This window comes from Nocardia sp. NPDC005366 (assembly GCF_040606855.1).
In the GTDB taxonomy this organism is placed as follows: Bacteria; Actinomycetota; Actinomycetes; order Mycobacteriales; family Mycobacteriaceae; genus Nocardia.
In genome coordinates this window covers 127,580-146,799 of record NZ_JBEXFQ010000010.1, presented here as the reverse complement: position 1 = coordinate 146,799, position 19,220 = coordinate 127,580, and the positions used below count along the sequence as shown (strand labels likewise).

Annotated in this window: 17 protein-coding genes; 12 read left to right on the top strand and 5 right to left on the bottom strand. The window is 67.7% G+C overall.

All coding sequences use genetic code 11. The annotated features are described in order from the left end of the window. Positions 1–38 precede the first annotated feature (38 nt). Complete coding sequence (gene hrpA / locus ABZS43_RS14410) at positions 39–4,109, bottom strand: ATP-dependent RNA helicase HrpA (RefSeq protein ID WP_355036322.1); 4,071 nt, start codon at positions 4,107–4,109, stop codon at positions 39–41. A gap of 179 nt (positions 4,110–4,288) precedes the next feature. Between hrpA and ABZS43_RS14405 the strand changes: the two genes are divergently transcribed. After that, complete coding sequence (locus tag ABZS43_RS14405) at positions 4,289–5,512, top strand: aminotransferase class III-fold pyridoxal phosphate-dependent enzyme (RefSeq protein WP_355036321.1); 1,224 nt, start codon at positions 4,289–4,291, stop codon at positions 5,510–5,512. On the opposite strand, the gene ABZS43_RS14400 is transcribed toward ABZS43_RS14405, so the two are convergent. Continuing rightward, on the bottom strand, positions 5,509–6,015 hold the full coding sequence (locus ABZS43_RS14400) for a GNAT family N-acetyltransferase (protein ID WP_355036320.1): 507 nt from the start codon (positions 6,013–6,015) through the stop codon (positions 5,509–5,511). The two genes, ABZS43_RS14405 and ABZS43_RS14400, sit on opposite strands and share 4 nt — an antisense overlap. A 57-nt stretch (positions 6,016–6,072) precedes the next feature. Between ABZS43_RS14400 and ABZS43_RS14395 the strand changes: the two genes are divergently transcribed. From ABZS43_RS14395 to ABZS43_RS14375, 5 genes are all read left to right on the top strand, one after another. Next, positions 6,073–7,734: an acyl-CoA synthetase gene (locus ABZS43_RS14395; protein ID WP_355036319.1), complete on the top strand. Its 1,662-nt coding sequence runs from the start codon at positions 6,073–6,075 to the stop codon at positions 7,732–7,734. Between the two features lie 152 nt (positions 7,735–7,886). Then, positions 7,887–8,945, top strand: coding sequence for a MoxR family ATPase (locus tag ABZS43_RS14390; RefSeq protein WP_355036318.1), 1,059 nt, complete (start codon positions 7,887–7,889; stop codon positions 8,943–8,945). A 9-nt stretch (positions 8,946–8,954) separates the two neighbouring features. Then, entirely contained in the window at positions 8,955–10,754 is a 1,800-nt protein-coding gene (locus ABZS43_RS14385; RefSeq protein WP_355036317.1) for a hypothetical protein, read from the top strand. 112 nt (positions 10,755–10,866) lie between these two features. Further along, on the top strand, positions 10,867–11,046 hold the full coding sequence (locus tag ABZS43_RS14380; protein WP_355036316.1) for a hypothetical protein: 180 nt from the start codon (positions 10,867–10,869) through the stop codon (positions 11,044–11,046). A 34-nt stretch (positions 11,047–11,080) separates the two neighbouring features. Beyond that, a complete protein-coding gene (locus ABZS43_RS14375; protein ID WP_355036315.1) occupies positions 11,081–11,770 on the top strand; it encodes a DUF5134 domain-containing protein in 690 nt (229 codons plus the stop codon). A 9-nt stretch (positions 11,771–11,779) separates the two neighbouring features. On the opposite strand, the gene ABZS43_RS14370 is transcribed toward ABZS43_RS14375, so the two are convergent. The 3 genes from ABZS43_RS14370 to ABZS43_RS14360 form a co-directional block, all read right to left on the bottom strand. Continuing rightward, on the bottom strand, positions 11,780–12,454 hold the full coding sequence (locus tag ABZS43_RS14370; RefSeq protein ID WP_355036404.1) for a PhzF family phenazine biosynthesis protein: 675 nt from the start codon (positions 12,452–12,454) through the stop codon (positions 11,780–11,782). 296 nt (positions 12,455–12,750) lie between these two features. Beyond that, complete coding sequence (locus ABZS43_RS14365; RefSeq protein WP_355036314.1) at positions 12,751–13,290, bottom strand: carboxymuconolactone decarboxylase family protein; 540 nt, start codon at positions 13,288–13,290, stop codon at positions 12,751–12,753. Positions 13,291–13,382: 92 nt separating this feature from the next. Beyond that, positions 13,383–13,970, bottom strand: a complete 588-nt coding sequence (locus tag ABZS43_RS14360; protein WP_355036313.1) for a peroxiredoxin — start codon at positions 13,968–13,970, stop codon at positions 13,383–13,385. A gap of 109 nt (positions 13,971–14,079) precedes the next feature. On the opposite strand from ABZS43_RS14360, the gene ABZS43_RS14355 reads away from it, so the two are divergent. The 6 genes from ABZS43_RS14355 to ABZS43_RS14330 all read left to right on the top strand — a co-directional run bounded on the left by ABZS43_RS14355 (position 14,080) and on the right by ABZS43_RS14330 (position 19,124). After that, a complete protein-coding gene (locus tag ABZS43_RS14355; RefSeq protein WP_355036312.1) occupies positions 14,080–14,988 on the top strand; it encodes a hydrogen peroxide-inducible genes activator in 909 nt (302 codons plus the stop codon). Between the two features lie 171 nt (positions 14,989–15,159). Next, complete coding sequence (locus tag ABZS43_RS14350) at positions 15,160–16,551, top strand: FAD-binding oxidoreductase (protein ID WP_355036311.1); 1,392 nt, start codon at positions 15,160–15,162, stop codon at positions 16,549–16,551. A gap of 166 nt (positions 16,552–16,717) precedes the next feature. Then, on the top strand, positions 16,718–17,455 hold the full coding sequence (locus ABZS43_RS14345; protein WP_355036310.1) for a gamma-glutamylcyclotransferase family protein: 738 nt from the start codon (positions 16,718–16,720) through the stop codon (positions 17,453–17,455). A 55-nt stretch (positions 17,456–17,510) separates the two neighbouring features. Continuing rightward, positions 17,511–18,101, top strand: a complete 591-nt coding sequence (locus tag ABZS43_RS14340) for a TetR family transcriptional regulator C-terminal domain-containing protein (RefSeq protein WP_355036309.1) — start codon at positions 17,511–17,513, stop codon at positions 18,099–18,101. A gap of 82 nt (positions 18,102–18,183) precedes the next feature. Beyond that, complete coding sequence (locus ABZS43_RS14335) at positions 18,184–18,921, top strand: SDR family NAD(P)-dependent oxidoreductase (RefSeq protein ID WP_355036308.1); 738 nt, start codon at positions 18,184–18,186, stop codon at positions 18,919–18,921. Continuing rightward, the gene (locus ABZS43_RS14330) at positions 18,921–19,124 is read left to right on the top strand and encodes a 4-oxalocrotonate tautomerase family protein (RefSeq protein ID WP_355036307.1); all 204 of its coding nucleotides are present in this window, start codon (positions 18,921–18,923) and stop codon (positions 19,122–19,124) included. The genes ABZS43_RS14335 and ABZS43_RS14330 overlap by 1 nt, the downstream gene beginning before the upstream one ends. Positions 19,125–19,220 lie beyond the last annotated feature (96 nt).

The following is a 19,220-nucleotide window of genomic DNA, read 5'->3' as shown; positions in this document are numbered from 1 at the left end:
CGCCGGGGCACGCGTCCCCGGCGGCGCGCGCCGACAGGCTAGCGCCGGATGGCGGAGATGGCCTTCTCGATGCGCTTGGCGGAGATCGGATACGGGGTGCCGAGCTTCTGAGCGAACAGGCTCACCCGGAATTCCTCGATCATCCACCAGATTTCGGCGACATCGGGAGCATGGCGACGCGTCTCGGGCAACGTCGTGAGCAGGCGATCGTAGGCTGCCAGCACCCGGTCGACGTCGGCTATGCCCTGCCGGTCACGGGTCGCCGAGGCGGGCAGCGCCTCTAGTCGGGTGACGGCGGCACGCAGGTAACGGGGCAGTTCGCGCAGGCGGGTGCTGCCCCATTCGGAGACGAAGCCGGGGAAGACCAGATCGTCGAGTTGGTGGCGGACATCATCGGCGATATCCCGTTCGGCGGTCTCGGCCAGCGCGGAGGCGACTTTGTGCGCTTCGGCCAGCACCGGGACGACCAGGCGCACGACGCGGGCGACGGCGGAGGTGAAGTCGGGACGGATGGCCGCGACGAGCGCGTCGAACCGATCCGGGCTGCGCACCGGGCCACCGGCGGCGGCGATGAGTTCATCGGCGGCGGTGGCGCGGCAATCCTCGATCAGCGCGTCGAGAGTGCCGTACGGATTCTGGCTGAGCGCGAGCCGATCTCGCGGCGGCAGACTCGCGGTGACAGCGCGCACGGAGGTGGGCAGGGCGGCCAGCACCAGGGCGCGGGTTCCCGCGCGCATGGCAGTCGCCTGTTCGGCCGGTGAGCTGAGCACGCGTACCGCGACGCCGTCGCCCTCGGCGACCAGCGCGGGATATCCGGTGACGGTCTGGCCCGCCACTTCACGGCGCACGGTCGGCTCAACAATGCCGAGCGATTCCGAGGTCCAGACGGTGGCCGGGGCGCGTTCCGCGCCCGCGGTGGCACGAGCGACCGACGCGGAAACCTGTTCGGCCAAGAGCGTTTTGAGTGCGGCCAGGCTCTTGCCCTTGCCGAGTACCCGGCCGCCGGTGTCGAGGGCGGCGAAGGTCATCCGCAGGTGGTCGGGAAGTGCGGCCGGGTCGAGGTCGGCGGGTGCGATGGTGATCGATCCGAGGCGCGACAGCTCGCGTGCCAGGCCGGTGCGCAGCGGTTCGGCACGCGGGGTGAGCGCGGCGAGCGCGGCAGCCGCGAAATCCGGTGCGGGAACAACGCTGCGGCGCAGGGATTTCGGCAGCGTCTTGATCAGCGCGGTCGCGAGCTCCTCGCGCATGCCGGGCACCAGCCAATCGAAACCGACGGCGCGCACATGGGCCAGTTGCTCGACCGGGATGCGCACGGTGACACCGTCGTCGTCCTGGCCCGGTTCGAACTGGTAGGTCAGCGGGAAACTCAGCTCGCCCTGACGCCATGCGTCGGGGAAGTCGGTGGGGTCCAGTCTCGCCGCGGCGTCGTTGACGACGGTGGATTTCGAGAAGTCCAGCAGCGCGGCGTCTTTGCGTTTCGCGCCGCGCCACCAGCTGTCGAAATGGCGCACCGAGACGATATCCGCGGGAATTCGCCGATCATAGAATTCGAAGAGCACCTCGTCGTCGACCAGGATGTCGCGCCGCCTGGCCCGATGCTCCAGATCGGCGACATCATCGAGCAGTTCCCGATTGCGATGGAAGAACTCGTGGTGGGTCTGCCACTCGCCCTGGACCAGGGCATGTCGGATGAACAGTTCCCGCGACAGTTCCACGTCGATGCGGCCGTAGTCGACCGGACGGCCGGTCACCAGGGGGACGCCGTAGAGGGTGACGCGTTCGTAGGCGCGAGCGGTGCCGCGTTTGCTGGACCAATGCGGTTCGGAGTAGGTCCGTTTCACCAGATCTCCGGCCAGGCGTTCGGCCCATTCCGGTTCCACCCTGGCGGCCATCCTGCCCCACAGCCGCGATGTCTCGACCAGTTCGGCGGCCATGACCCAGCGGGGCGGTTTCTTGGCCAGGGACGAGCCGGGGAAGATCATGAACTTGGCCCCGCGGGCCCCGAGGAATTCGCGCGATTCCGCTTCGCGCACCCCTATGTGGGAGAGCATCCCCGCGAGCAGTGCCTGGTGGATCGAGGTGGAATCCCACGGCTTGTCGTCGGTGGCCGCCTGCGGTGCGGACCGATCGCGACGCCCGGACGCCGCGCCGTCGGTCGACCAGCCCAGGCCGCGGGTGATCGTGCGCAGCTGCCCGTGTAGATCCTGCCACTCCCGAATGCGCAGATAGTGCAGGAACTCGTCGCGACACATCCGACGGAATTGGTTGGACGACAGTGATTTCCGCTGCTCGGTCAGATACGTCCACAGGCGCGCGTATGCCAGGAAGTCCGAGCCTTCCACGACGAAGCGCGCGTGTTTGGCATCGGCGGCCTGCTGATGTTCGGCCGGGCGTTCGCGCACGTCCTGGATCGAGAGTGCCGCGACGATGATCAAGACCTCGCCCAGACAGCCGTTGCGATGCGCCTCGACCAGCATGCGCGCCATGCGGGGGTCGACGGGGATCTGTGCCATCTCGCGCCCGATCGGCGTGAGCGTCAGCGCCGCGTCCGGGGTGCGCGGTGCGCGATCGGCGCGCGCGGTGGCGTCCGAATCCTTGGGCTCGGCAGCCGAATCGTTGCCGGGTACAGCGGCGTGCTGAGCTTTCCGGCCGGATCGCTCGGCGAGGGCGCCCAACTCTTCCAGCAGGGCGATTCCGTCGCGGATCGCCCGTTTGTCCGGCGCTTCCACGAAAGGGAACTTCTCGATATCCCCGAGTCCGAGCGCGGTCATCTGCAGGATGACCGCCGCCAGATTGGTGCGCAGAATCTCCGGTTCGGTGAAAGCCGGACGGGATTCGAAGTCCTGTTCGGAATACAGCCGAATGGCGATGCCGTCGGCGACGCGACCGCAGCGACCCGAGCGCTGCCGCGCGGATGCCTGCGAGACCTCCTCGATGGGCAGCCGCTGCACCTTGGTGCGCATCGAGTACCGGGATATCCGCGCGGTGCCGGGGTCGACGACGTAGCGGATCCCGGGCACGGTCAGCGAAGTCTCCGCCACATTGGTCGCCAGCACCACGCGACGACCGGTATGCGGCTCGAACACCCGATGCTGTTCGGCGGCGGACAGGCGGGCGTACAGCGGAACGATCTCGGTGCGCGGGATCCTCAGATCGCGCAGCGCGTCCGCGGTGTCGCGAATTTCGCGTTCGCCGGAGAGGAAGACGAGCACGTCGCCGCCGCCCTCGGCGAAGAGTTCGCGCACCGCGTCGCCGATGGCGTCCACCGGATCGCGATCGACGACGCGGGTGTCCTCGTCGTCGTCGCTGAGCGCGGGTAGCTCCAACGACAGGGGCCGATAGCGGATCTCCACCGGATAGGAACGTCCCGACACCTCGACAATCGGTGCGGGCACGCCGTTCTCGTCGGCGAAGTGGCGAGCGAACAGTTCCGGGTCGATGGTCGCGGAGGTGATGATCACCTTGAGATCCGGGCGGCGCGGCAGGAGTTGGGCCAGGTAGCCGAGCAGGAAGTCGATATTGAGGCTGCGTTCGTGCGCCTCGTCGATGATGATCGTGTCGTAGCGGCGCAACAGCCGATCACGCTGGATCTCGGCGAGCAGGATGCCGTCGGTCATCAATTTGACCAGGGTGCGGTCGGAGGCCTGATCGGTGAAGCGGACGGTGTAGCCGACGACATCGCCGAGTTCGGTGCCGAGTTCTTCCGCTATGCGCTCGGCGACGGTGCGGGCCGCCAGCCTGCGCGGCTGGGTGTGTCCGATGGTGCCGCGAATGCCGCGACCGAGTTCCAGGCAGATCTTGGGGATCTGGGTGGTCTTCCCCGATCCCGTCTCGCCCGCCACGATCACCACCTGGTGCGCGGCGATCGCCTCGGCGATGTCCTCGCGACGCTGGGTGACCGGCAACTGCTCCGGGTAGCGGATCGCCGGGACCGCCGCGCGTCGCGCCTCGACGCGCAACTCCGCCGCCGCGATCTCGGAGGTGATATCGGCGATTTCCTTCCCGCGCGCCCGGTCCAGCCGGCGGCGGAGCCGGTATTCGTCGCGGAGGGAGAGGTTCGCCAGGCGGGTGCGGAGCTCGCGTGTTCCGTTGTCAGCTGTCCTGGTCATTGCGGACTCCAGGGTAATGGGCGCGCCGGGACGCGGTCATCCCGGAGCCCGGACTCCGCCGCGGCACCCGTCGCGCCGGAGGTCGGATCCTCACCCGGAGACCTCGAATCCGCCACATGCCGGCGCCACGATCGTGCCAACGCCGGGTCCGGACCACTGATCAGGTATAGGTGGTTGGCATGAACGCGTTGTGGCATGGATTCGCCGATATGGGCGCCGTCGAACGAGACGGGGCGTTCGTGGTGGCGCGCGGAGAAGGCGCCTATATCTACGATGCGGCGGGCATCCGCTATCTGGACGCGACGGCCGGTCTCTGGTTCACCAATATCGGGCACGGCCGCGCCGAAGTCGCCGACGCGGTGGCCGCCCAACTGCGCACGATCGCGCACTATTCGAATTTCGGCGACCTGGCCGAACCGGCGACCCAGCAGTTGGCGCAGAAGCTGTCGACGATCGCGCCCGTGCCGGGCAGCAAGATCTTCTTCACCTCGGGCGGCTCGGATTCGGTGGACACCGCGGCCAAACTGGCCCGCCGGTACTGGCACGAAATGGGGAAGCCGGACAAGAAGATCGTGGTCGGTCGTCAGCGCGCCTACCACGGCATGCATGTCGCGGGGACGGCCCTCGCCGGCATTCCCGGTAACCGTGAAGGTTACGGCGAACTGATGGCCGACGCGCGCACCGTCGCCTGGGACGACGCCAAGGCGCTGCTGGCATTGATCGAGGAGATCGGGCCCGGACGGATCGCGGCATTCTTCTGCGAACCGATCATCGGCGCGGGCGGAGTGTATCTGCCGCCGGACGGGTATCTGGCCGAGGTGCGCCGCATCTGCCGCGACCACGACATCCTCTTCGTCGCCGACGAAGTGGTGACCGGGTTCGGCCGGATCGGCGGATCGTGGTTCGCCTCGACCCGATTCGGGCTCGAACCCGACATCATGACCACCGCCAAGGGGCTGACCTCGGGCTACATGCCGATGGGCGCGGTCTTCATCGCCCCGCGTATCGCCGAGCCCTTCTTCGCGGGCGGTGTCTGGTGGCGTCACGGATACACCTACGGCGGCCACGCGGGCGCGGCTGCCGCGGCGCTTGCCACTCTCGCCATCATGGAACGGGAGAACCTCCTCGCGGAGGCGACGCGGATCGAGGCCACACTGCACGAGAAGCTCGCGCCGCTGGCCGGACATCCCCGGGTCGCCGAGGTGCGCAGCGGAATCGGGGCGGTGGCCGCGGTGCAGCTCGCGGATCCGGCCGAGGCACTGCCCTTCGTGAAGACCCTTCGCGCCCACGGTATCTCCAGTCGCGCGGCGGGTCAGGGCGCATTGCAGATCTCGCCGTCGTTCGTGATGACCGACGACCAGATCGCCGAACTGGTCGAAGGTTTCACGCGGGCGCTCGGCTAGCCGCTCACGTTTTCGAGAGAGATCGTCATGAAGACGCTGTGTGGGTCGTCGGTGTAGTCGCCGAACGGTGGGCATATCGCGAAACCGTGTCGCCGGTAGAGGCGGACGGCGGGCTCGTAGAAATCGGACGCGCCGGTTTCCAGGCTCAGTCTGCGGTAGCCACGGGCGCGGGCGACCTCGATGATGTGGGCGAGTAGTGCGGTCGCGATACCGCGTCCGGCATTGCCCGACGCGGTGCGCATGGATTTGATCTCCCCGTGCGCGGGGCCGAGTTCTTTGAGTGCGCCGCATCCGAGGAGCGTCGGCCCGTCCCACACACTCCAGAACGTGATCGCGGCATCGCGCAGGGCCGCGAGGTCGAGGGCGTGCATGCTGTTCGCGGGGGAGTTCGCCCGCATCTCCTCGACGTGCTCGGAGAGTAGCGCGGCGATATCGGGACCGGTCAGATCATCGACAGCGATGCACAAGGCGGTCGGCGGTCGGTGATCGGCGTGCCTCGGCATAGCTCATGATGGCGCGGCGCGGGCTGTGGGGGCGAGCCGAACACGGGCAGTGAGAGCATGGAGATCGACAGCGAGGCGGAGAACATGCGACTGACCGACACCATCGGAGCCGCGGCGATCGGGGCGTTGCGCCGCGCCGCCGACGAAACCCATTACGCCGCACTCGCGGTCCGTGCGGGGCTGGTCACCCCCGAGCGCCCCGATCGGCTCGCCCGGATGGGTGTCGCGGTGCTGCGCTCGGGCTTGCTCGGCGGCCTCGCCACCGTAGCGGCGCTGAGGTACCGCGATCGTGTCGCGATCCTGGATGAGCGCGGCCCCGTCACCTTCCGTGAACTCGACGAGCGCACCACCGCGCTCGCGAATGCCTGGCGGGCACGTGGATTGCGCGACGGTGAGGGGGTGGCGGTCCTGGCGCGCAATCACCGGGGTTTCCACTACGCGGTATTCGCCGCCGCCAAATGCGGCGCTCGGATCATCCTGTTGAATACGGATTTCGCGGGACCGCAGCTGCGCGAGGTGCTGGCGCGCGAAGGGACCGATCTGCTGGTCTTCGACGACGAATACACCGACCTGCTGGCCGGGTACGCGCCCGTCCGTGGCAGGTATCGGGCCTGGGTCGATACTCCCGGCGTCGACACCATCGACAATCTGATCGCGGCGGGTCCGGGGAACCCGCCGCGCAGACCCGCCACCGATGCCACGATCATCCTGCTCACCAGCGGCACTACCGGAACGCCGAAAGGCGCGCGACGCAGGGAGCCGACGTCGCTGGCGCCCCTCGGCGCGATCCTGGCACGGGTGCCGCTGCGCGCGAGGGAAGTCACCGAATGCCCCGCGCCGCTGTTCCATACCCTCGGTTTCGCGCACGCGATGCTGGCGCTCGGCTTCGGTTCCACCCTGGTGATCCGCCGTCGATTCGATCCGCGGGCGGTGCTGGACAGCCTGTGCCGAAACAGGGCCACCGCGCTCATCGCGGTTCCGGTGATGCTGCGCAGACTGGTCGACCTCGGCCCGTCGGCGTTCGCGGCACAGGATCTCCGGCGGCTGCGCGTCATCTTCGTGGCTGGTTCGCAGCTGGGCGCCGACCTGTGCGTCAAGGTGACAGAGGCGTTCGGGCCGGTGGTCTACAACGTGTACGGCTCCACCGAAGTGGCGTACGCGACCATCGCCACCCCGGCCGATCTCGCGGCCGAGCCGGGCTGTGTCGGCGCGGTCGTGCCCGGCGCGACGGTGAGAATCCTCGGCGACGACGATCGCGAGCTGCCCGCCGGCCGGACCGGACGCATTTTCGTCGGCAACGGCTATCAATTCGATGGATATACCGGCGGCGGTGACAAGGCCCGCGTCCGCGGTCTGATGTCCACCGGTGACGTCGGTCATTTCGACAGTGCGGGAAGACTTTTCATCGATGGACGCGATGACGACATGATCGTCTCCGGCGGTGAGAATGTCTTTCCCGGCGAGGTCGAGGAGCTGTTGGCCGCCCATCCCGCGGTGGCGGAGGTCAGCGCCTTCGGCGTCGATGACGATCGGTACGGGCAGCGTCTGCGCGTCGTGGTCGTGGTGCGCGAGGGATATGCGCTGACCGAGGACGAAGTGCGCGATTACGTGAAGGACCGGCTGGCCCGCTTCAAGGTGCCGCGCGATGTCGTTTTCGTCGATGAACTGCCCCGCAATCCGAGCGGCAAGGTGCTGAAGCGGATCCTGCGCGATCGGTGACCTCGCGCCGTGGGGATTTCTGCCCGTGCCCCGGCCGGTGTGCGCGCGTCGGCCACGCGAGGTCGCTCGTCGAGAGCGAAAAATGAATGGCCGTGCCGTGACGGACGCCGGTACCTTCGATACTCGTCGCGTCGGAAGGGGGAGGCAAAGGTATGGAGGCGACCGTCGCGGTCACCCCGGATCAGCTGCCGGAACTGCTGCTGCACGTCGCCGTCGTGCGGCCGGTATTCCTCTGGGGCGCACCGGGAATCGGTAAGAGCTCACTGGTACGCGGTTTCGCCGAATCGCTCGGCCTCGAATGCGTCACCCTGCTCGGCACCCAGCTCGCACCGGAGGATCTGATCGGGGTGCCGCAGATCGTCGGCGACCGCAGTCGTTTCGCACCGCCGGAATTGATCGCGCGGCCGGAACCCTACTGCCTGTTCCTCGATGAGTTGAACGCGGCGGCGCCGGAGGTGCAGAAGTCGTTCTACTCGCTGATCCTCGACCGCAGGATCGGCACCTATGAACTGCCCGCCGGTTCGGTGGTGATCGGCGCGGGCAATCGCGCGACGGATAACGCGCTGGCCCGCCCGATGGCCTCGGCGCTGGTCAACCGCATGGTGCACCTGCACCTGCGCGCGGACGTCGATGATTGGCTGAAATGGGCCGCGCTCAACGATATCCACCCCTGGATCGTGCGCTACCTGACCCAGCGCCCCGACCATCTGTGGTCGCCGCCGCCGAAGACCGAGGCCCCCTTCTCCACGCCGCGCGGCTGGCATATGCTCTCCGACGCCCTGCACTCCTGCGGTGACGACATCGACGACACGGTGTTGCACGTGCTGACCGCGGGCACGCTGACGGCCGCGCACGCGTCCGCCTTCCGCGCCTACGTCAAAACCCTCCGGCACGCCTACGACCTCGAGGCCGTGCTGAAGGGTGAGGTGAGCTGGCCGCGCGAACCCGGCGATCGCGACCTGCTGTACTTCCTGTCGGAGACCTTCCGCGCCCGGCTGGTCAAGGAGTTGCCCGGTGCGCGCGAACATATCTCACCGTCGGTGGGCCGATTCGTGATCCGGGCCAAGGCCATGCTCATCGAACTCGCCGAGATCTCGGTCGAATGCGCGCAATTGGTGATCGCCTCGGACGACAACGGCACGCCGGTGCTGCCCACCTGGTTCCTCATCGAGGTCAGCCGGGATCTGCCGCGCCTGGCCGCCCGCCGATAGGGGCGGCACGTGCGGAGAAACGGGAAGCTCGATCCGTGGTCGCAGGCGATCGAGGACGGCTGGAAAGCGACGCGTTCGCACCCGGCGTTGCGTCATCTGCCGCATCAGCTGAACCGGCTCGACCCCGGGGCGCCGCGGGACATCTGGGCCTACGTCAGCGGCGGCGCGATCTATTACCACCCGAAGCGCAGGGCCGAGGCGGCGGAATGGACGTGGGTTTTCGCGCACTGCCTGCTGCACGCCGGATTCGGCCATCTGGATCCGAGCACTACGCTGCCGGGCAATATCGTCGAAGAGACCAGTTGGGATCACGACCGGCCGGAACCGCATCCGGCCTATCGGGCGGCCTGCTGTGCGGTCGTCGACCAGTATCTGACGACCATGAAGATCGGGCGCCGACCTCTCGAATTCCCGCTCGCTCCAGACATTTCCGATGAACACGACACCGGTGCGCGCTGGCGGGAGACCTCGGTGCCCGTCACCTACCGGCGCACGGATCCGCCGGACTTCCTCCTCGGCGATGCCGACAGCGCGAAACGCGCCGACTATCCCGGCCACTTCGCCGCCGGACTCGCCGCGGCGGCCCGCGACGCGCTGGCCGCCGCGGGTGGTGATCACACCGAGCACGGAATGCGGCCGAAGAAGCCGTGGGAGGCCGCGCTCGGCTGGTTCGTCTCGTCCTATCCGCTGTTGGGCGCGCTGGCCGCTGGGATGACCGTGGTCGCCGACCTCGACCTCGCGCGCGGCTGGGATATCTCGATCGCCGCGGTGAACGCCGAGGCGGGGGAGATCTATATCAATCCGCTGGCCGGTCTGCCGGATGAGCAGTGGCGATTCGTCCTCGCGCACGAAATGCTGCATGCCGCGCTGCGGCACGGCGAGCGCACCGGCGCGCGCGACCCGTACCTGTTCAATATCGCCTGCGACTACGTGGTCAACGGCTGGCTGGTGGAGATGGACGTCGGGCAGATGCCGGAGGGGCTGCTGTACGACCCGGACCTGAAAGGGTGTTCGGCCGAGGAGGTCTACGACCGGATCGCGACGGACCTGCGCCGGCTGCGCAAACTCGCGACCCTGCGCGGGCGCGGGCGCGGCGACGTACTCGGCGAACCCCTGCCGCGTCCCGGGCGGCCGGGGCGCTACGTGGACCTGGACGATTACTACCGCGACGCGCTGGTCACCGGCCTGGCCTATCACCACAACAGCGGGCGCGGCACCGTGCCCGCCGCACTGGAACAGGCGATCAGGGCACTGGATCAGCCGCCGCTGCCCTGGGACGCCCACCTCGCGCGCTGGTTCGACGAACACGTTCCCACGCTGGATAAACGCCGCAGCTATGCCAGGGCGTCACGGCGGCAGGCGTCGACGCCCGATATCCCGCGTCCGGCGTGGGTGCGTCCGGAGGAGAACGTGCGACTGCCGACCTTCGGGGTCGTCCTGGACACGTCCGGATCGATGGATGTCACGCTGCTCGGAAAGGCGTTGGGCGCCATCGCCTCCTACGCCATGGCCCGAGAGGTGCCCCGGGCCCGCGTCGTCTACTGCGACGCCGCGGCCTACGACGCGGGCTATCTACCGGTCGAGGAGATCGCCCGCGGGGTACGGGTGCGCGGCCGTGGCGGGACGGTGCTGCAACCGGGCATCCGAATGCTCGAACGTGCCGAGGACTTCCCGGCCGACGGTCCGATTCTCGTCATCACCGACGGGCAGTGCGACGCGCTGCGCATTCGCCGCGAACACGCTTTTCTCGTGCCCGCGGGCGCCACCCTGCCGTTCCGTCCACGCGGTCCCGTCTTCCGGGTCCGGTGAGTTTCCTGGATATCGTGCCGCGGGCCGAAATATCAGTGCTGGAAACGGTTTCGGCTCGCTCGATGCCGTGGGATGGCTATGCTGCGTGGTGAGCCGACGAAGGGGGATGGTCGTGATCGGTGTGAACGGGCGCGGTCCCGGTGTTCGAGTGCTGGTCGGATCGGTCGCCGTCGTGCTGGCGTATCTCCTGGCCGCCGTGCTGGTCGCGGCGGCGGTGACACCGCCGGGGTCGCGGCTGGTGGCGGATCGGCGGGCTCGCCGGTCCGGGTTCGGCACACGGCCGACCGAATAGCGCCCACGACCGCCGCGACGAGAGGTGGTGGGGTGTGGCGCAGTTCGTGCAGGAGTACGCCGCGTTGCGGTGGTCGGTGGTGGCGGCCTTCCTGGTCGCCGCCGCGATGGTGGTCATGCGTGTCACCGCGTCGCCAGGGGCCTACGTCGGAGGGCGTTCGGGGGCGCCACCGCCGGTGTGGGACCCTGCCGACAACACGGACGGCCTTGGGCGACACAACCTTCCGGTACACCGGGCGATCGGTGTCGCCCATCATGAATCCGACGCCGCGCATCTGATCATGTGCCTGGTGATGCTCACCATGCTCATCTTCCCGCTCGGTGCGGATCCACACGCGCTCCACGGGGTATTGACCGCCGTCACGGTGGTTTTCGCGGTGCTGCTCGTGAGCCGTATCCCGCAATGGCGCAGTGACGGCCCCGGCCTCGCGACACACCGGATACTCGCTCTCGCCTATCACGTCATCGCCGCGGCGGCAATGCTGTACGCCATGTCGGGGCATTCGGGCTCCGGTCACCCCGGGCCCGCGCCGATCCCGGTGCTCGTGCTCGCGGCGCTCTTCTGCGCGGACGCGGTGGCGGTACTCGTCGCGTACGGCACCGGACGTAGTCATTTCGGCCACCCCCTCGGCGCGGGGGATACCGCGCTGCCCTCCGCGGCGGTGCCGCACCTGGTGATGGATCTCGGGACGGCGTACATGCTGGTCGCGGTGGTGCAGGGGTGAGGGCCCCGGTTACAGATCGATGACCGAGTCGGCCGTCACCCTGCCGCCGAGATGAACCCAGCCATCGGAGTCCCACCGGGTGAAGATCTGGCTGCCTCGGCCCTGCGTGATGTTCAGTCCCTTCCGCAGCAGCGCGGTGAGGGCCACGGCGGCGGCGCCGGTCGCCTCGTCCTCGGCGATGCCCATGGTCGGGGCGAACATGCGCGCGCGCAGCGCGGCCCGGTTCTCGTCGGTCCAGGTCCACAGATAGTGCGGACCGCCGGTGAAATCGTCCGGGCGCAGGGCGAGGAGTTCCTCGACGCTCTCGAGTTGATGGAACGTGAAATCAGGGGCCCATTCGCCGCGGGCCTTGATCCAGGTGAGTCCGTCGGTCGATTCCACCGACACGGGTCCGGCCAGGACATCCAGCACTCGCACCGGAACGCCCTGCTCGGCGAACCACCACGCGGTGCCCACCGACGGGTGCCCGGCGAAAGGAAGTTCGACCGTCGGGGTATAGATCCGCACCCGTGCGACCTCGTCGACCGGATCGGCGACCACGACGGTTTCGCTGTATCCGGCACGCGCCGCCAACTCCTGCGGGTCGGTGCCGACGACATCGCCCGCCCTGGCAATCCCCAGTTCGTTCCCGAGTCGCCCGACCGCATCCGTGAACACGCGCACTACCTCGAGCCGCGTCCCCATGGCCTCCGGTTCACCCTGTGTGCCCATAGCGGTGAGCCTACCGGCCGAGCGTAGGCTCCCGGGAAGGGGAACGGCCCATGTCCGCCGTCGAAGCCGCTGGTCGACGGCACAGTGCGCGGTCGATCACTCCGGGGTGACACCGTGATCTATTCGATAGCTGAACGGTTGCCAGAGGTATTCGTCCGGAATGCCGGGCAATCCAGACCGGGCGATGTAATCCGCATTGCCGGGGCGGGTCGCGCGCAATTCAGGCCCCGTCCGCAAGGGACGGGGCCTGAATTCGGGAAACCCGGCCGTCAGACCTGCGCGGCGGCGAGAGTCTCGGTGGACTGCACCGCCTGACCGACTCCGGCGACGATCGCCGCCACCCGCAGCGACTCGAAGATCACCTCGCGCGACACACCGGCGTCGCGCAGGGTCTTCTCGTGCGCTTCCAGGCAGTGGGCGCAGCCGTTGATCGAGGAGACCGCGAACGACCACAGCTCGAAATCGGCCTTTTCGACGCCGGGATTGCCGATGATGTTCATCCGCAGACCGGCGCGCAGATCGTCGTAACGTCCGTCCAGGAAAGCCTTGCCGCGGTAGAACACATTGTTCATGCCCATGATCGAGGCGGCGCCGAGCGCGGCGTCGTAGGCCTGCGCCGACAGGGTGTCGGCAGCCTCCTCGGCGATCTCACGCAGTGTCGTGGCCGACCGGGTCGCGGCGGCCGAGGCGAGCAGGGCGCCCCACAGCTGCTGCTCGTTCAACACGGTGGTGCGTGCGATCGATGACAGGTTGAGCTTGAGGTCCTTGGCGTACTCGGGAAGGGAGTTCTTCAGGTTCTCGATGCTCATTCGACGTGTCCTCGGATCATTCCCGCGTACGCGGGCAACTGGCGGATTTCGTTCACTTGCTGGATATTTCGCGGATTCTGGACGAGTCCGACTCAGACGCTCGCGGCGAGCAGCTCGCCAGCGTTGATGGTCGGGTCGCCCTTCTTCCAGTTGCAGGCGCACAGCTCATCGGACTGCAGGGCGTCCAGCACGCGCAGCACCTCGTCGACATTGCGACCCACCGAACCCGCGGTGACCGAGACGAACTGGATCTCGTTGTTCGGGTCGACGATGAAGGTGGCGCGGTCGGCGACGCCGTCGGCGTTGAGCACGCCGGTGGCGGTGGTCAGTTCCCGCTTGAGGTCCGAAAGGATCGGGAAGGGCAGGGTTTTCAGATCCTCGTGCTGGGCCCGCCACTGGAAGTGCACGAACTCGTTGTCCACCGAGGCGCCGAGCACCTGCGCGTCGCGGTCGGCGAACTCGTCGTTCAGCTTGCCGAACGCGGCGATCTCGGTCGGGCACACGAAGGTGAAGTCCTTCGGCCAGAAGAAGACGATCCGCCACTTGCCCGCGTGGTCGTCGCTGGTGATCTGGGTGAAGTAGTCGTCGGGCTGCTGAGCGTCGACCTTGGACAGGTCACCGCCGATAACCGCGGTGAGGTTGTACGCCGGGAATTGGTCGCCGATGGTCAGCAGGGCCATTGCTTATCTCCTCGTCCATGTGGGGGTGGGGCGTGCGAAGTATCTATACGTGATCTTGCCTAAAGCCCAGTGAAAGGTAAAGGTGATCATTCGCACTACACTGATAGGCGTGACTGATCATACTTATCAGCCAACACTGTCGCAGCTGCGTGCGTTCGTGGCGATCGCGGAGTACCGCCATTTCGGTACCGCGGCTGCCCGGCTCAGCGTGAGCCAGCCCACGTTATCGCAGGCACTGGCCGCGCTCGAAAACGGTCTCGGGCTGCAACTCATCGAGCGCAGCACGCGGCGGGTATTGGTGACCGCGGCCGGAATGCGCTTGCTGCCCAAGGCGACGGCGACACTGGAGGCGGCCGATCGATTCGTCGCGTCGGCCGCGGGCGACGGGCTCGGCGGCACGCTGCGGATGGGCATCATCCCCACCGTCGCGCCGTACGTTCTTCCTTCGCTGCTCCCCGAGCTGCGCAAACGATTACCCGCCCTGCACCCGCAGGTGATCGAGGACCAGACCGCGCGTCTGCTGGACGGCCTGCGCACCGGAGTGCTCGACGTCGCTCTGCTCGCGCTGCCGACCCAAGCCCCCGGATTGGTCGAAATACCACTGTACGACGAGGAATTCGTGCTGGTGACGCCGACGGGCCACGATCTGGCCGGGCGCGCCGACATCAGCCCCGCCGTGCTGGACGCGCTCCCGCTGTTACTTCTCGACGAAGGGCACTGCCTACGCGACCAGGCCCTCGATCTGTGCCGGTCGGTCGACGCGCATCCAGGGGCAGTCGGTGACACCAGGGCCGCGTCGCTGTCGACCGTCGTGCAATGCGTCGCGGGCGGGCTGGGCGTGACGCTGATCCCGAGGATGGCCGTCGCCGCCGAAACCGCGCGCGCCAGCCTCGACACCGCGCATTTCGCCGCACCCGCTCCGGGACGGACCATCGGACTGGTCTACCGCGCCTCCACCGCCCGCACCGAGGACTACGAGTATCTGGCCGCCATCGTCCGGGCCAATCGGCCGCACTGATCGGCCTGGCACGACCTACTGACCAGGGTATTCAGCAGGCGAGCGCCTTCGCTTCGCGGGATTTCCTCCAGCGATTCGGAGCCGGTGATCGGGTTCGGGCGACGATACTGAGCAGCGATGCTCGGGACGGCGCGATCAGTGGGGGACGACTCATTCGTGGAAGGAAGCCTCATGGCCCGGACCTCGATCGACCTGGAGCCGCTGCGGGCGCGGCTGGACGGTGCGCTCATAGCACCCGGAGATGGCGGATACGACGACGCGCGCAGGGTGGCGAACGGTGCGATCGACCGCAGGCCGCTGGCGATCGCCCGGTGCACAGATCCCGACGATGTCGCCGCGGCCATCGCTTTCGCCTGTGCGGCCGGCGTCGATGTGACGGTGCGCGGCGGGGCGCACAATCCGGCGGGCACCGCGATCGCCGACGGTGCGCTCATGATCGATCTGCGCGAGCTGAATACCGTTCGGGTCGATCCGGATAATCGTCGCGCCCGAGTCGGGGGCGGTGCCCTGCTCTCCGAACTGGATCGCGCGACCCAGGAGTACGGTCTGGCCGTTCCGGCCGGGCTGATCAGTCACACCGGCGTCGGCGGTCTCACCCTCGGGGGCGGGATGGGCTGGTTGACGGGCCGGTCCGGGCTGAGCATCGATCACCTGGTGGCCGCGCAGGTCGTGCTCGCGGACGGGCGGACCGTGCGGGCCGCCGCCGACGAACATCCCGAGTTGTGGTGGGCGCTGCGCGGGGGCGGCGGCAATTTCGGCGTCGTCACCGAATTCGACTTCGCACTGGATCCAGCGGGGCCCGTGGTGGAGTTCGCGCTGCTGTTCTGCGGGCTGGATCAGCTCGCCGAAGTACTGCGGGCCGCCCGCGACATCGTGCCAGGCCTGCCTCGGGACGTGTCGGTCATCTTCGGCGCGCTCAACGCGCCGCCGGAACCCTTCGTTCCGGAATCGGTACGGCTGCGACCGGGATGCGCGGTCATCGTCGTCGGCTTCGGCGACGCCGACGAGCACGCCGGGATCGTCGAGCTGTTCCGGGCGCGGCTGACACCGGTCTTCGACATGGTGACCCCGATTCCCTACCTCGCCTTGCAACAATTGATGGACGAGGCCAACGCCTTCGGGATCAGCTCGTACGAAAAGGGCACGCGCATAGCGGAATTCACCGACGAGGTGATCGAAACCTTCGTCGCTCACATCCCGCGCAAGCGATCCCCGATGTCGCTGGCGCTGGTCTATCGCCTCGACGGGGCGTTCAGCGAGATCGCCGACGATGCCACCGCGTACGGCGGCCCCCGCACGCCGCACTATCAATTGTTCATCGTCGGCGGCAGTCCCGATCCGGCCGGGCTTGCCGCGGAACGGGATTGGGTGCGCGCGTTCTGGGCGGCGCTGCAGCCGCACAGCGGACTCGCGGGCGGATACGTCAACGGGCTCACCGATTTCGACGACGCGAAATTGCGCGCGATATACGGGACCAAACTCGATCGCCTCGCCGCGATCAAAGCCGCGTACGATCCGGATAACGTGTTCCACCATAATGTGAACATCGTCCCGGTCGGCTGACGGTGAGGCGGACGATCATCGCGGCCGGAATATCGTGGGCAAGTGATCAGCAAACCGATAGTCGATTGACCTCGCATCGTTCGCTCGAGTGGAGGACACTGGGTGAGGGCGTCCGGGGGCCGTGTCACCGGACCGACTGCTGAGCGGTGGCACGGAGGCACAGGACATGTTCGCGCGCATCATTCTGATCCTTTTGTTCCCGATCGCCTGGCCGATCTACTTCGTCATCTGGTGCTGCGAACACCCCGAGGAAGTGCGGCATTCGATCACCTCGGTGCGCGATCTGATCCGGCGACATCCCAAGCGCACCGCGTGGCTCGGCGTCGTCTTCGGGGGAATCGGGGTGATCGGGCATGTGCTCGACGGCGAATTCCTGGCGATGGCGGTCGGTGCGGCGGTGGTCGGATGGTGCGGCTGGTTGCTGATCAAATGGAACAGGCAGGAAGCGGGTGCGGCGGCGGCCCGCGCGGGCGAGGCGGTCGAGGTCTCGCGGCCCGCGCGCCCGACTGGGTCCGATGATGCGCTGTTCGTGTACGGGACACTGCAATTCCCCGAGGTGCTGAACGAATTGATCGGGCGCAGTCCCGAATCCGTACCCGCCGAGATCCCCGGCTGGCGGGTGGCCGCACTGCCGGGGCGGGTGTACCCCGGACTCGTACCCGACCCGGCCGGGGTGGCGCGCGGGGTGATCTTGTCCGGGCTCGATGCCAGGGAGTGGGAAGTTCTCGACGCCTTCGAGGACGACGAATACGAATTGCGCCGCATTCGTTGTGCGAGCGGACCGGCATTGGCCTACGTCTGGACCGCCGAGGTGGCGGCTAAGGACTGGGTGGCGACCGAATTCGCCGCCACCCACCTCGCGGCGTTCATCACCCGGTGCTGGCAGTGGCGCACCGCGTCGTAGGGTCCGTATCCGACTGCGATTGACATTAGTAGACGACCGGTCGTATATTTGCGGTATGGCCAGACCGCGACGCAGTGACGACACCAGGCAGATGCTGGTGGAGGAGGGTGCGGCCGGATTCCTGGCCAACGGATATCACGGCACCGGAATCAAGCAGGTGCTGGACGCGGTCGGCGTGCCGAAAGGCTCCTTCTACAACTATTTCGACAGCAAGGAGAGTTTCGGCCGGGCGGTCATCGACCATCATTCGCGCTGTATCCAGCGGAACCTGGCCGACGCCCTCGGCCCGGCCTCCGATCCGATCGTGGGACTGCGCGCCTTCTTCGGGCGCCTGATGGGCGATTTCGTGGCGTCGGAATTCACCGGCGGCTGCTTGATAGCCAATCTCGGCGGCGAACTCGAGGGCAGTGAGACGCTGCGCGAGTCGCTGTCGAGCGCGTTCACGGCCTGGCGCGACGGTGTCGCCGATGCGCTGCGAGATGCGCAGGGGCAGGGCTTGATTCGCGACGATATCGCCGCCGTGGAGTTGGCCGATCTGCTCATCGAGGCGTGGGAGGGTGCGGTGATACGCATGAAGATCGACCATTCGATCGAACCGCTGCGCAAATGTCTGCGTCGACTACTGGACGACTATTTCCTGCCCTGATCCGTGACTGCGGTGCCCGCGTGGCCGAGTTGTGTCCATTCAAAGACGACCGGTCGTATCAAAATGAAGAGAAGGAGTTCGCATGTCAGTGAAGACGGTTATCGTGACCGGATCCTCCAGCGGGATCGGGCGCGATATCGCGAGGGCGTTCGTCGAGCGCGGCGACGCCGTGGTGCTCAACGGGCGCGATCCGGACAAGCTCGAGGCGGTGGCCGCCGAACTCGGCGCGCCGGACCGGGTCGCCTCGGTCCTGGGTGACATCGGCTCGCCCGCAACGGGATCCGAGCTGGTTCGCACGGCGGTCGAGCGATTCGGCCGGGTCGACGTACTGGTCAACAACGCCGGCATATTCGGCACGAAACCGTTCGTCGAGGTCACAGCGGCGGATCTCGACAGCTATATCGGGGGCAACCTGAAGGGCACCTACTTCACCACCCAGGAGGTGGTGCGGCAGCTATTGCGTCAAGGCGGGGGCGGCAGCATCGTCAATATCGGCACCGTCCTGATCAACCACGCACTCGCCGGGATCACCGCTTCGGCGGCGCTCATCGCCAAGGGCGGCGTCCACGCGCTCACCACGAGTCTCGCGGCGGAACTCGCCGCCGAGGGCATCCGGGTCAATGCCGTCGCCCCTGGTTTCATCCGGACACCGATCTTCGGCGACGCCGATATGACCGCCTCCGGGCGGCTCGCCTTGCTCGACCGCATCGGCGAAGTCTCCGAAACCACGGCCGCCGTGCTGTATCTGGCCGACGCCGAATTCACGACCGGTCACATCCTCCCCGTCGACGGCGGGTTCATCTCGGGAAGGGCAGCGTAATGCCGTACGTCAATATCAAAGTCACCGACGAGGGCGTAACCCGCGAGCAGAAATCCCAGCTCATCAGGGGTGTCACCGATCTGCTCCACGAGGTGCTCGGCAAAGCGCCCGAGAGCACCTACGTGGTGATCGATGAGGTCGCCCTCACCGACTGGGGTGTCGGCGGCATGAATGTCGAGCAGTGGCGAGCCCGCGACTCCTGATCGCGCGGTCGGCCGGGGGATGAGCCGCGCCGAGGCCGAGCGTCTGCGAGAAGTGCTCGTGAACTGTCGACGCGCTCGGCGAGCGCCGCCGCCTCC